Origin of the sequence: Quadrisphaera sp. DSM 44207, assembly GCF_900101335.1 — a bacterium.
Classification (GTDB): Bacteria; Actinomycetota; Actinomycetes; order Actinomycetales; family Quadrisphaeraceae; genus DSM-44207.
The window spans coordinates 611,480-623,757 of the sequence record NZ_FNKA01000001.1 but is presented as its reverse complement, the minus strand read 5'-3'; the positions used below and the strand labels follow the sequence as shown (position 1 = coordinate 623,757).

13 protein-coding genes are annotated in these 12,278 nt (G+C 77.1%); 7 read left to right on the top strand and 6 right to left on the bottom strand.

Features of this window, described 5'->3' with window-relative positions; all coding sequences use genetic code 11:
• Window positions 1-47 precede the first annotated feature (47 nt).
• From BLS82_RS02885 to hflX, 3 genes are all read right to left on the bottom strand, one after another.
• Complete coding sequence (locus BLS82_RS02885) at window positions 48-1,292, bottom strand: LCP family protein (protein ID WP_218123476.1); 1,245 nt, start codon at window positions 1,290-1,292, stop codon at window positions 48-50.
• An 81-nt stretch (window positions 1,293-1,373) separates the two neighbouring features.
• On the bottom strand, window positions 1,374-1,790 hold the full coding sequence (locus BLS82_RS02880) for a CoA-binding protein (protein ID WP_092861392.1): 417 nt from the start codon (window positions 1,788-1,790) through the stop codon (window positions 1,374-1,376).
• A gap of 39 nt (window positions 1,791-1,829) precedes the next feature.
• Window positions 1,830-3,020 (bottom strand): GTPase HflX, encoded by a 1,191-nt coding sequence (gene hflX, locus BLS82_RS02875; RefSeq protein WP_092861390.1) that lies wholly within the window; start codon window positions 3,018-3,020, stop codon window positions 1,830-1,832.
• Between the two features lie 105 nt (window positions 3,021-3,125).
• On the opposite strand from hflX, the gene BLS82_RS02870 reads away from it, so the two are divergent.
• Both BLS82_RS02870 and BLS82_RS02865 read left to right on the top strand, forming a co-directional pair.
• Window positions 3,126-3,518, top strand: coding sequence for a YidH family protein (locus BLS82_RS02870; protein WP_092861388.1), 393 nt, complete (start codon window positions 3,126-3,128; stop codon window positions 3,516-3,518).
• Window positions 3,519-3,522: 4 nt separating this feature from the next.
• Window positions 3,523-3,933, top strand: coding sequence for a DUF202 domain-containing protein (locus tag BLS82_RS02865; protein ID WP_092861386.1), 411 nt, complete (start codon window positions 3,523-3,525; stop codon window positions 3,931-3,933).
• 58 nt (window positions 3,934-3,991) lie between these two features.
• On the opposite strand, the gene BLS82_RS02860 is transcribed toward BLS82_RS02865, so the two are convergent.
• On the bottom strand, window positions 3,992-5,590 hold the full coding sequence (locus tag BLS82_RS02860) for a methyl-accepting chemotaxis protein (RefSeq protein ID WP_143028728.1): 1,599 nt from the start codon (window positions 5,588-5,590) through the stop codon (window positions 3,992-3,994).
• Window positions 5,591-5,762: 172 nt separating this feature from the next.
• Here BLS82_RS02860 and BLS82_RS02855 point away from each other — a divergent pair, with 172 nt between their 5' ends.
• From BLS82_RS02855 to wrbA, 4 genes are all read left to right on the top strand, one after another.
• Window positions 5,763-6,458 carry an ABC transporter ATP-binding protein gene (locus BLS82_RS02855; protein WP_218123475.1) on the top strand — a complete coding sequence of 232 codons (696 nt, stop codon included), beginning with the start codon at window positions 5,763-5,765 and terminating at the stop codon, window positions 6,456-6,458.
• Window positions 6,459-6,568: 110 nt separating this feature from the next.
• On the top strand, window positions 6,569-8,017 hold the full coding sequence (locus tag BLS82_RS02850; protein ID WP_143028727.1) for a DUF6297 family protein: 1,449 nt from the start codon (window positions 6,569-6,571) through the stop codon (window positions 8,015-8,017).
• Window positions 8,018-8,048: 31 nt separating this feature from the next.
• On the top strand, window positions 8,049-8,669 hold the full coding sequence (locus tag BLS82_RS02845) for a DUF1990 family protein (protein WP_218123474.1): 621 nt from the start codon (window positions 8,049-8,051) through the stop codon (window positions 8,667-8,669).
• Between the two features lie 64 nt (window positions 8,670-8,733).
• Window positions 8,734-9,423: an NAD(P)H:quinone oxidoreductase gene (wrbA, locus tag BLS82_RS02840; RefSeq protein ID WP_092861380.1), complete on the top strand. Its 690-nt coding sequence runs from the start codon at window positions 8,734-8,736 to the stop codon at window positions 9,421-9,423.
• 90 nt (window positions 9,424-9,513) lie between these two features.
• Here wrbA and BLS82_RS02835 read toward each other — a convergent pair whose 3' ends face one another.
• Entirely contained in the window at window positions 9,514-9,816 is a 303-nt protein-coding gene (locus BLS82_RS02835; protein ID WP_143028726.1) for a DUF1622 domain-containing protein, read from the bottom strand.
• Window positions 9,813-10,226: a DUF1622 domain-containing protein gene (locus tag BLS82_RS02830; RefSeq protein ID WP_092861378.1), complete on the bottom strand. Its 414-nt coding sequence runs from the start codon at window positions 10,224-10,226 to the stop codon at window positions 9,813-9,815. Before BLS82_RS02830 ends, BLS82_RS02835 begins: the two co-directional genes overlap by 4 nt.
• A 251-nt stretch (window positions 10,227-10,477) precedes the next feature.
• Between BLS82_RS02830 and BLS82_RS02825 the strand changes: the two genes are divergently transcribed.
• Entirely contained in the window at window positions 10,478-12,271 is a 1,794-nt protein-coding gene (locus BLS82_RS02825; protein ID WP_218123473.1) for an alkaline phosphatase, read from the top strand.
• Window positions 12,272-12,278 lie beyond the last annotated feature (7 nt).

Sequence of the window (12,278 nt, the reverse complement as noted above, 5' to 3'; positions counted from 1 at the left end):
GGACCGTCGCCCAGCAGTCCGGACCTGCACGATCACCGCGGGAGGGGTCAGCCGGGCAGCTGCTGCGCGGCGACCGCCCGCAGGGGCTCGGTCTCGTCGTCGCGGATCGCGTCGAACACCGCCGCCGCGCTCTCCTCGTCCCAGTCGACGACGAGCCCGGCCGAGGTGCGCCGGTCCGCCCGCGCGACCGGCACGGTGAGGCTGACAGCGTCCCCGCTCGCGACGGCGCGCATGCCCAGCGCGAAGCGCGCGAGGTCCACCGGCCCGGTGGCGTCGTCGGTGGTCAGGGCGCCGCCGGCGGCCCCGACCATCGGGAAGGCGCGGAAGGGGTCGAGCAGCGTCGCGGGGCTCGCGGCCCGCGCGGCGATGGCGGCCATGAGCTGGCGCTGGCGCTCGGCGCGCCCGAGGTCGCCGCGCGGGTCGAAGTCGCGCGTGCGGGCGTACCCGAGCGCGGTCGCGCCGTCCATCTCCTGGCAGCCGGCGGCGATGTCGAGCCCGGCCTTGGGGTCGGTGATCGCCTGCTCGGGGCACATCTCCACGCCCCCGACGGCGTCGACGAGCGCCGCGAAGCCCCCCAGGCCGGTCTCGGCGTACCCGTCGACCCGCAGGCCCGTGGCCCCCTCGACGGTCTGCGCCAGCAGCGCGGGGCCGCCGAGGGAGTACGCCGCGTTGATCTTGTTGTCGTCGTGGCCGGGGATCGCGACGTAGCTGTCGCGCGGCAGGCTCAGCAGCACGGTCGGCCCGCCGCCGGTCGGCCGGTGCAGCAGCATGATCGTGTCGGTGCGGCGGCCCTCGACGTCCTCGCCGGTGGACAGCTCGGCGCGCTGCTCGGCCGTGAGGTCCTCGCGCGAGTCCGAGCCGACGAGCAGCACGGTGCGCCCCGGGGTGTCCTCCAGCGCGGAGTCCGCCAGCTCGACGCTGTCGTCCACGGAGGTCAGGCCGACCAGGCCGAGCGCCAGCGGGTAGCCGACCACCGCGAGCAGCAGGAGCAGGACGACCAGGCGCACCTGCCCGCGCCGGCGCGCCGGGGAGACCCCGCGCGAGGGGGTCGCGGGATGGCGCGGGGGCGCCGCGGTGCGCTGCGGCGCCCGGGTGCCGCCCGGGACCCGGCCCCGCGCCGCCTGGGTCCGCGCCTCCTGCGGGGGGCCGGCGGTGCCGCTGCTGCCAGCCGCGGTGCCGCGCGGGTCAGCGGCAGGGCGGCGCGCCGGCGGGGCGCTGCGGGAGGACGCACGGCGCAGCTTCGGTGAGGACGTGTACGTCGTCGCCGGGCCCCACTGCGGTTCGTCGCGCACGGGCACACCGTAGACGCCGCGCCTGTGCCGCGGCGGCCTGTCGAGCCCGAGCCCAGCGCCGGCCTCAGCGCAGCGCCGGCCTCAGCGCAGCCCCAGGCGCGGCGCCTCGACCGCCGGGCAGGCGTCCATGACGACGTCCAGGCCCGCGGCGCTCGCCCGCTGCGCGGCCGCCTCGTCCACGACCCCGACCTGCAGCCACACCGCTCCTGCGCCGATCGCGATGGCCTCGTCGACCACCCGCCCGGCGCGGGCGCTGTTGACGAAGACGTCGACGACGTCGACGCGCCAGGGCACGTCGGCCAGGCGCGCGTACGCCTCCGCGCCGTGCACCGGTTCCATGCGCGGGTGGACGGCGACGATCGGCTTGCCCAGCGACTGCAGGTACGCGGCCACGCGGTACGCGGCGCGGGCGCGGTTCTGCGACAGGCCGACGACGGCCCACCGGTTCGGCGTGAGCAGCAGCCGCCGGATGACCTCCGGGTCGTTGCGGTGCGCCATGGCGGAACGCTAGGCCGAGGCGGGTGCGGTCGTCAGCAGTCAGCCGGCGGACGCCTGCCGCTGCCCGCCCAGCCGCTGGCCGCCCTGCCGCTGCCCGCCCAGCCGCTCCGCGAGGGCCGCGCGCAGCTCGTCCAGCCCCTGCCCCGTCACCGCGGAGACCGCCAGCGCGCCGGGGTGGGCGGCCCGCAGGGCCTGCAGCCACTCCGGCGGGGCGACGTCCGCCTTGTCCAGCACCAGCAGCTCCGGCACGTCGCTGGCCCCGATCTCGTACAGCACCCCGCGCACGGCGGTCACCTGCGCCATCGCGTCGGGCGCGGAGGCGTCGACCACGTGGAGGACGAGGTCCGCGGCGGCGACCTCCTCGAGCGTGGAGCGGAAGGCGTCGACGAGCTGGTGCGGCAGGTGCCGCACGAAGCCGACGGTGTCCGTCAGGGTCACCGTGGTGCCGTCGGGCAGGCGGAGGCGCCGCACCGTGGGGTCGAGGGTGGCGAACAGCTGGTCCTGCACCAGGGCGTCGGCGCCGGTCAGCGCGTTGAGCAGGCTGGACTTGCCGGCGTTGGTGTACCCGGTGATCGCCACCGACGGGACCCGCTGGCGCTCGCGCCGCGCGCGCGTGGTCGCGCGGCGCCGTCCGGTCTCGGCGACCTGCCGCCGCAGGGCCCCCATGCGCTGGCGCAGGCGCCGGCGCTCGGTCTCGAGGCGCTGCTCACCGGGACCGCGCACGCCGATGCCCGCGCCGCCGGCGACCCGGCCGCCGCCGACCCGGGACATCGACCGGCCCTGCCCGGTCAGGCGCGGCAGCTGGTAGGCCAGCTGGGCGAGCTCGACCTGCGCGCGGCCCTCGCTGGAGCGGGCGTGCTCGGCGAAGATGTCGAGGATCAGGGCGGTGCGGTCGGCCACCCTCGCGCCCACGCCGTCCTCGAGGTTGCGCAGCTGCCCCGGGGTCAGCTCGGCGTCGACGAGGACGACGTCCGCGGACTCGGCCGCGACGCGCTCGCGCACCTCGGCGACCTTGCCCGAGCCGATGAAGGTCGCCGGGTCCGGGTGAGGCAGGCGCTGGGTGACGCGGGCCGCGACGTGCAGGCCGTCGGTCTCGGCGAGGCGCGCGAGCTCGTCGAGCGCCTCGGAGGCGGCGCCGGGGCGCTCCTCCACCGCCACGAGGACAGCGCGCGGCGCCCTCTCCTCCTGCACCGCGCCGGAAGGGCGCCCCAGCAGCCAGGTCCCGGGCACGTGGTCTCCTCGCGTCGTCTCGCCCTCGCCTCACCCGGGGCGGGCCCCGGTGCACGTCCCGTACCCACCCCGCGCCCGCCCACCGCGGCCGGGCAGGGTGGGCGCGTGAGCGAGGCACCCCCCGACGCGCACCCGGGCGGCGACCGGCGCTGGCCGCGGTGGGTCTACGCGCGCGGCACCGAGCCGGACCCGCGCTTCTCGCTGGCGAACGAGCGCACCTTCCTCTCCTGGGTGCGCACGGCGCTGGCCCTGATGGCGGCGGGCGTGGCGCTGGAGGCGCTGAGCCTGCCGCTGCAGCCGCGGCTGCGCCTGGCCGCGGCGCTGCTGCTCGTCGTCCTGGGCGCGCTGGCACCGCTGCAGGCGTGGCTGGGGTGGGTGAGCATCGAGACGGCGCTGCGCGAGGGCCGGCCCCTGCCGGCGGTGCGCCTGTCGGGCCCGCTGGCCCTCGGCGTCCTCGTCGCCGGGGTGCTCGTCGTCCTCGGTCTGCTGCTGGGGTGAGGCGGTGGCACCGGGGCGGGCGGGGGAGCGCGGAGGGGTCTTCGACCCCGGCCTGCAGCCGGAGCGCACGGCGCTGTCGTGGCGGCGCACCGCGCTCGCGCTCGTCGTCGCCGCGGTCGGCGGCGGGCGGCTGCTGGCCGTGCACGTCGGCGCGGTGGCGCACGCCGCGGCGCTCGTCGGCCTGCTGGTGGCCGCCGGGGTGTGGATGGCGGGCGCCCGCCGCTACGCGACCACCTCCGCGCGGCTGACGGGGAGCGCCGGCACGCGCGGGCAGCCACTCGACGGGCAGCCGCTCGACGGGCAGCCGACCGGCGGACACCTGCCCGACGGACGGCTGCTCGCGGTCACGACGGCGGTGTGCTCCGGCACAGGGCTGCTGGCCCTCGCGCTGGTGGTCTGCGCGGTGAGGACGTGAGGGAGCGGGGCCGCGCGACCGGGTGGTCGCGCGGCCCCGCTCCTGGTCGGGCCGGGTCTCAGACCCGGAACTGGGCCGCGAGGCGCTGCAGCTCGCCGGAGACCTCCGCCAGCTGCGCCACGGCGTCCCGCGAGTCCGCGACGGACTCGGTCATGGCCTGCGCCGACGCCGCGACCCCCACGACGTTGGCCGCGATCTCGCCGGACCCGCTGGCCGCCTCGGCCACCGAGCGGGACATCTCCCCGGTGGTGGCGGTCTGCTCCTCCACCGCCGAGGCGATGGTGGTCTGGAAGTCGCTGATGGAGGTGATGATCGAGGAGATCTCCTCGATCGCCTCCACCGCGCCGGTGGTGTCGGCCTGGATCGTCTCCACCCGGGCGGCGATGTCCTCGGTGGCCTTGGCCGTCTCCTGGGCCAGCTCCTTGACCTCGTTGGCGACGACGGCGAACCCCTTGCCGGCCTCACCGGCCCGCGCCGCTTCGATGGTGGCGTTCAGGGCGAGCAGGTTCGTCTGCTCCGCGATGGAGGTGATCACCTTCACGACGTCGCCGATCTCGGCGGAGGACTCGCCCAGCTTCGCGACCGTGCTGGTGGCCGAGGACGCCACGCTCACCGCCCGGGAGGCGACACCGGCCGCCTCGTTGGCGTTGGTGGCGATCTCCCGGATGCTGGCGCCCATCTCCTCGGTGCCCGCGGCCACGGTCTGCACGTTGCGCGAGACCTCCTCGGCGGCCGTGGCCACGACCGCGGTCTGCGACGAGGACTCGCCCACGCGGGCGGCGATGCGGGAGGACACCTCGTCGATGCGCCCGCTCGTCGCCGCGAGGCTCTGCGCGCCGGCGCCCACGGCGCTCATCACGCCGCCGACCTTCTCCAGCGCCCGGTTGACGTGGGCCCCCATCTCGCCCAGTCCGTCCTTGGAGGCGCTGTCCAGCCGACGGGTCAGGTCGCCGTCCGCGACGGCCTCGAAGAGCGCGACCGCCTCGGCCATGGGCCGGGTGATGCTGCGCGCGACGCGCCAGGCCACCACGGAGGCGAGCGCCGTGGCCGCGGCGGTCACGACGAGCATGACGACGAGGAACCCGTCGCCGATGGCGCGCGCGTCGCGCGCCTGCACCGTGTTCATCGCCTCCTCGAGGTCGATGAGCACGTTGATCGCCGCGAGCCACTCGGTGAACACCGGCGCGGCCTGCTCCTGCAGCAGCGCGCGCGCCTGCTCCGTCTCACCGGCCGTGCGCAGGTCGCTGACCTGCTGGATCAGGGGCAGCCCCACGCCCTCCACGCGCTGGATCTCGGCCAGCGCGGCCTTCTCCTCCTCGGTGGTCGCGGCGGGGTCGGCGAAGAGCGCGGCCATCGGCTCGGCGGACTCGGCGTACTTCGCGGCCAGCGCGTCGATCTCGTCCAGGGACGCCTGCACCTCCTGCGGGGTCTGCGCGAGGACGACGTCGCGCAGGCTGATCGCTCGGTCGTGGACGCTGCCGCGGAAGTTGATCGCGTAGCGCTGCTTGACGGCGTTGACGTCGTTGATCGTCGTCAGGTGGTCGTTGATCTGCCCGACGCGGCTGACGCCCAGGGCCGTGACGGCCACCATGGCGAAGATCACGAGGGCGAAGCCGGCCGCGATGCGGTGGCCGACCTTCAGGCGGGACAGGTTCACGGGCGCGGCTCCAGGGCTCCGGGCGGTGCTGCAGGGCCGGGGCGCCCTGCGCTCCTCGGTGATGTCGGCCGCTTCGCCCGCGGCCTTGAGCCCGCAGCCGGACCCGGCCGCTGCTCCAGGGCCGCCGTCCACGGCCGCGCCTCCAGGACCGCCTCCTCTAGGGTCGTCGCCCGTGGTCGCACCGGGGGCGGGCGGTGAGCTGGTCAGGGCCGTGGAGCTCGGGATCGGTCACGACCTGCCCGTGTGCCCGCCGGTCACGTTCGCGGTGCGCCCGGGGGACGCCGTGGCGGTCGTGGGCGCCAACGGCGCCGGGAAGTCCACGCTGCTGCGCACGGTCGTCGGCCTGCTCGACCCGCTCGCCGGCCAGCTGCAGGTGCTGGGACGCGACGTGGACGAGCGATCCGTCGAGTTCCGCGCCGCCGTGGCCGCCGACCTCGGGGACGACGCGTTCTTCCCCGCTCTCACCGCGCGCGAGCACCTGCTGCTCACCTGCTGCGGCCACGGGGTCGGGGAGCCCGCCGAGGTGGTGGACGCCCTGCTCGAGGAGTTCGGGCTGACCGCCCGCGCGGAGGCGCTGCCGGCGGCGCTGTCCTCCGGCCAGCGCCGCCGCCTGCTCCTGGCCGCGGCCCTCGCCCGGCCCCGCTCGCTGCTGGTCCTCGACGAGCCCGAGCAGCGCCTGGACGCCGGCATGCGCCGCGCGCTGATCCGGCGGCTGGTCGAGGAGCGCGAGATCGGGGGAGCGGTGCTGCTCGCGACCCACGACCCCGCGGTCGTGCTCGGGGCCGCCACCTGCGGGCTGCTGATCACCGAGGGCTCGGCCGAGGTCGTCGAGCCCGACGCGGCCGCCGCCGCGATCGAGGCCCTGTGAGCGCCGGCGTCCCGAGCGGGCGAGCCCTGCGCCGATGGACCCGGCGGTCCTCCTCCTCGCGGTCCACGGGCGGGTGGTCTGAGCTGCTCACCGAGGTGTACACGGCGCTGGTGGCACTGGTGCTGTCGAGCGCGATGGTGCTGTCGGTATCCGCCGAGACGGGCGCCGGCGCCGCCGCGCGGCCCGCGCCCCCGGGCGCCGGCCTCGACCCCGGGTGGATCACGCTCCTGCTCGCCCTGGCGACCCTGGCAGCGCTCGCGGGCCTGGCGGCGCGCCTGGGCCCGGTCTCGCTGTCGGCTCCCGAGGCGGCGTGGTGGCTGCCCCTGCCGGCGGACCGGCGCTCCCTCCTGCGCCCGGCGGTGCTGCGCTGGCCCGCGGCGGCGGCGGTGCTGGGGGCTCCGCTGGGGGCCGCGACGGCCCTCGCCCTCGCTCCGGCGCCGGGCCTGCGCGTCCTCGCGCTCAGCGCCGTCGCCGGCGCCGGGACGGCCAGCGCGGTCGTGCTCGGCCTCGGTCTCGCCCAGGCCGGTCCGACCACCGCCCGGCGGGCCCGCACGGCGGCGGATGTCGCGCTGGGCGCCGTCCCGCTCGCCGGGGTCCTCCTCGCCCTGGCCGGCGCCGAGCTCCCCGCGCCGGTGGAGGACGGCGTCCTCGCCGCCGCGGCGGCGGCGGTGCTCCTCGCGGGCGTCCTCGCGGCAGTCCTCGACCGCCGCTCCTGCCTGATCCGCGACGCCGCCCTGCGCGAGCGCGGGTCGGTGACCGGCCAGGCCCTGGAGGCGGTGCTGTCCCTGGACACGCGCGCCCTGGGCCGGGCCCTGACCGAGCGGACCCAGCGCTCCCAGCGCCGCACCTCCGCGTCGATGCCGTGGCTCGCGCGCGCACCGCGAGCGTGGCGCCCGGCCCTGGCCCTGATCACCTCCGACGCCCTGCTCCTGGCCCGCACGCCCCGCCACCTGGTCCAGCTGGCCGCCACCGCCTGCCTGGCGGTGGCGGCGGTGGCCGTCGCGCAGCCCTCGCCGTGGCTGACCGTCGGCGCCGTCCTCGTCGGCGCCTACGCGGCGGCGCTGGCGACGGCGGACGGCGCCCGCCAGGCCCAGGTGGTCCCCGTCCTCGACGCCCTGCTGCCGCTGGGCCAGCACGCCGTGCGCCGCTGCCGCCTGGTGGTGCCGACCCTGGTGCTCGTGGGGTGGTCGCTGGTGGTCTTCGCGGCGGTGGCCGGGCGCTCCCCGGGTGGCGGCGAGTGGCTGCTGCTGGGCGCGCTCGCCGCCCCGGTGTGGGCAGCCGCGGCCGTGCGCGCCGCGTACCGCGCCCTGCCGGACTTCGCGGGGCCGCTCGTGTCCACCCCGATGGGCGCGGTCCCGCCGGGCGCCGGCGCGGTGCTGGCCCAGGGCCCCGACCTGGCGGTGGTCGGCTCGGTGCCCGTGGTCGTCGCGCTGCTGGTCGCCAGCGCGCCACCGCTCCTGCTCGCGGCGCAGGCAGCGCTCGCCCTCGCCGCGCTCGCCGCGGTGGCGCGACCGCCTCGCCCGACCAGGGCCTCCCGGAGCCGCGGCCCCGCAGCATGACGGCACGATCGCGGGGTGCCAGGGTGGTCGGGTGCTCAGCATCGGCCGTCCCTCGCCGGTCCGGCTGCAGGCGGCCCTGGAGCACGCCGAGGGCCAGGACCTCACCTACCCGGAGGTGGGCGCGACCGCGGGCGACCTGCCCTCCGGCTACGCGCACGTGCGGCGGGAGGTCCCCCTCGGCCGCGGTGAGGAGGCGTTCGCGCGGGCGGCGGAGCAGCTGCTCGGGTGGCGCATGCACTCGCGGGCGGGGCTCCTGGTGCGGGCGGGCACCCCCGCCGCCCAGCCGGGGACGACGGTGGTGCTGGCCGTCCCCCTGGGGCCGCTGTGGCGGCTGGCCCCGTGCCGGGTCGTGCGCACCGTGCACGAGCCGGACCGGCGCGGCTTCGCCTACGGAACCCTGCCGGGCCATCCCGAGCGGGGCGAGGAGGCCTTCGTCGTCGAGCGCGCGGCGTCCGGCGCCGTGGTCTTCCGCCTCACGGTGTTCTCCGCGCTGCAGACCCTCGACGCCCGGGTGCTGCCGCCGCTCTCGCGCGCGGTGCAGCGGCACTACACCCGCCGCTACCTGACGGCGATGCGCGACCTGGCCCGGGGCCCGGGCCGTCGGTCGGGTCCCGGCTCCGCGAGCGGACGGCGGGGACGGACCGTACGTTGAGGCTTCAACGACTGCTCGGCGGGCGTCCTGCCCGCCGCAGGACGGCACCGACGAGAGGACCGCCATGGCCGACCAGCTGACCGTCTCGATCATCTACTACAGCGCCACCGGCAGCGTGCACCGCCTGGCGCGGGCCGTGGCGGAGGCCGCCGAGGCCGAGGGGGCTCAAGTGCGCCTGCGCAAGGTGCACGAGCTGGCGCCCGAGGAGGCCATCGCCAGCAACCAGGGCTGGGCCGCCCACCGCCAGGAGACCCAGGACGTGCCCGAGGCCTCCCTGGAGGACCTCGAGGTCGCCGACGCCGTCCTCTTCGGCACCCCGACCCGGTACGGGCTGCCGGCGGCGCAGCTGAAGCAGTTCATCGACACCACGGGCGGGCTGTGGGCGCAGGGGAAGCTGGCCGACAAGGTCTACTCCTCGTTCACCTCGATCGGCACCGCTCACGGCGGCCACGAGTCGACCCTGCTCTCGCTGAACAACGTCATCGCGCACTGGGGCGGGATCCTCGTGGCGCCCGGCTACACCGACCCGATCCAGTTCCAGGCCGGCAACCCCTACGGCACCTCCCACACCAGCAACAACGGGGCGACCCCGCCCGGTGAGGTGGAGCTGGCGGCCGCGGCGTACCAGGCGCGGCGCGTGGTGCGGATCGCCCGGGCCCTCAAGGCCGGGCTGGCCCGGGTCTCGACCGACGCCGACTCCCCCGAGCAGGCAGCGGAGGAGGCCGGCGTGGGCGGGGTGAGCGCGCGGTCCTGAGCGCACGACCCCGAGCGCACGACCCCGAGCGCACGACCCCGAGCGCGCGGTCCTGGTGGCCCTGCGCTCGGGGTCAGCGCCCGGTCGGGGTCAGCGCTCGGTCGGGGCCTGCCGCCGCGGCACCGGGTGGGTCCACGCGGCCGACGTCCAGGCGGTGGCGCCGTAGCGCAGCCCGCGCCCGACCATGCTGCGCAGCAGCGCGATCACGGCGGTCGTGACGATCCGCTGCCAGGTCGGGTCGCCGGCCAGGCGCAGCAGCCCCGCGGCGAGCAGGAACTCGAGGAAGACCGGCAGCGCCGCGGCGGGGCGGCGCGTCGAGCCCAGCACGACGCCCGCGGCCGCGATGCCCGCGGCCGTGATCCCGAGGGCCACGAGGTCCAGCAGCGCCGTCACGGCGGGGCCGGCGTGCCCGCCCGGGACTGCGCGCCCTCGCCGCGCTGCTCCTCCTCCACCTGGCGGCGCTCCTCGGCGATCTCCTTGGCGAGGAAGTAGTTCAGCCCCGTCCGGATCGCCGCGACCGCCGCGAGCTTGCCCAGCTCCTCCCAGGACGGCGCCACGGCCGTGCTGAGGATGTCGCTGGCCAGCTGGAACTCCAGCCCCAGGGCCAGGAAGCGCCCCAGCGTGAGTCGCACCGGCACGAACCCGCGGGCGCTGCTGCGGCGCAGCCCCAGGACGACGAACCGCAGGAACGCCCACACCGCCCCGATGATGATCACGGCGGCGCCGCACGCCTCCACCACGAGCACGAGCACCTGGACGACGTCCGCCAGGCCCTCCTCGAGATCGAACCCTCCACCCTCCACGGCGCGCTCCTACCCCGGGACGGCGGCGCCTCACCCACCACCGGCGGACGTCGCCAGGCGGGCGCGGCGGAGCGCGCGGACACTGGAACGGCGCACGGCCGTGCGCGACGGACGGGTGCGCACCGCGGTCCGTTCCTCCGCTGTTCGCCCGGGCGTCGACGGGGGCTGGTCGAGTGCTGCGCGCCCGGGCCGTCCGGACCGGGGTGTCGAGCGGAGGGGGTGCACTCGTGCGACGGAGGTGGCAGGCAGCCGTGGCGCTGCCGGTGGCGGGGGCGGTGGGTCTCGCACCGGGGCTGGCGGAGCACGCGGACGGCGACTCGTCCGGCACCGGCGGCGACCGCGGCCGGACCGGAAACATGATCTTCATCCACCCCGACGGGACGGACCTGGCGTACTGGTCCGCGGCGCGCGCCTACTGGGAGGGCCCGGACGGGCTCCTGCAGTGGGACCGCCTGGCGGAGTCCGCGCCCTACCGCGGGCACATGGCGGACCAGCTGGTCGGCACCTCCAACGGCGGGGCCACCACGCACGCGTTCGGGTTCAAGGTCGACGGGCCCGACTCCTTCGGGCAGGACACCGGGGACGAGGACGTCCTCGCCGGCGACAACACCGTGGACGGCGAGGCGGTGGCGCGCCCGATCCTCGGCCTGTCCGGCTACCCCGGCAGCTGGCTGCGCGAGGCCGGCAACGCCGGGCACCCGATCGGCGTGGTCAACGACGGCGACGTCGCCGAGCCGGGCACCGCCGCGTTCCTCACCGAGGTGGGGGAGCGCACGGACGCCGCCGCGCTGGAGATCGCGCGCCAGCAGGTGCAGGGACGCCCCGGGTTCGACGAGGCCGACGCCGACCCGGTGGTGATCATGGGCGGCGGCGAGGCGCTGTTCTTCCCCGAGGGCACGCCCTTCTGCACCCCCGAGGAGGTCGAGGCGGCCCTGTCGGCGCAGGACGACGGCGGCGGCGTGGCCACGATCCCGACCACCTGCGTCGTCCACCGCCCCGCCGGGGACACCCTGGAGCAGGCGGAGGACCCGGCGCAGACCGGCGGGGCGCGCACCGACGGGCTGAACCTCGCCCAGGCGGCGGTCGACGAGGGGTACACCCTGATCCGCACCCGCGCGGAGTTCGAGGCGCTGCAGGAGGCGGTCGACGCCGGCGACGTCGACCCGGCCGGGCTGGAGGTGCTGGCCCTGTTCGCGGCCGCGGACGTCTTCAACGCCGAGACCGAGGAGTCCCTGGTCCAGCGCGGCCTGGTGGACCCGAGCGTCCCGGAGGACGCGAAGGAGACGAACCTGGTCCTCTACGGGTCCGAGCCCGGCACGCCCGGCTACCGCCCGCCGACGGCCCCGGAGATGGCGGAGCTCGCCACCGCGGTGCTGAGCGCGCACGCGGAGGCGGTGGGCAAGCCCTTCGCGACCGTGTGGGAGGTCGAGGGCACCGACAACTTCGCCAACAGCGACAACGCCATCGGCGCCCTGGTCGAGGCGCGCTCCGCGGACCGGATGATCGGGGTGGCGCGCGAGCAGGTGCGCCGGGACGAGGACACCCTCGTGCTGACCGCCGCGGACAGCGCGGCGGGCGGGATCGAGGTCGTCGGCTTCAACGCCGACGAGGAGGTGCCCGCCACCGTCGGCAGCGTCGACGTCAACCCCGCCCTGGAGGAGGACGACGAGGACCCGGCGACGCCGGAGGTTCCCCAGAACACCCTCGACGGGCGCTACGGCCGCGACACCGCGCCGTTCCTGACCGAGCCGGACCAGTTCGGCCAGCGCCTGCCGTTCGGCGTCGCCTGGGCCGCCACCGACGACCTCTCCGGCGGCATCGTCACCCGGGCCGAGGGCCTGAACGCCGACGTCCTGGACGCGGAGCTGCACGACCGGTTCGACAACGTCGACGTCTACCGCCTCGCGTACCGGACGCTCTTCGGCGACGCGCTGCCCTACCCGCAGGGGCGGGTCTCCCCGACCCGCCCCGACGACGTGGTCGTCGAGGACCTCACGCCGGGCCGGCCGAGCTCGCCCGCGCTGCTCCCCGAGGCCGGGCGCTAGGAGTCCG

Coding starts and splice junctions, on each gene's coding strand:
- wrbA (WP_092861380.1), top strand. CDS start 8,734: ATGGCCGACCAGCTGACCGTCTCGATCATCTACTACAGCGCCACCGGC.
- BLS82_RS02880 (WP_092861392.1), bottom strand. CDS start 1,790: ATGGCGCACCGCAACGACCCGGAGGTCATCCGGCGGCTGCTGCTCACG.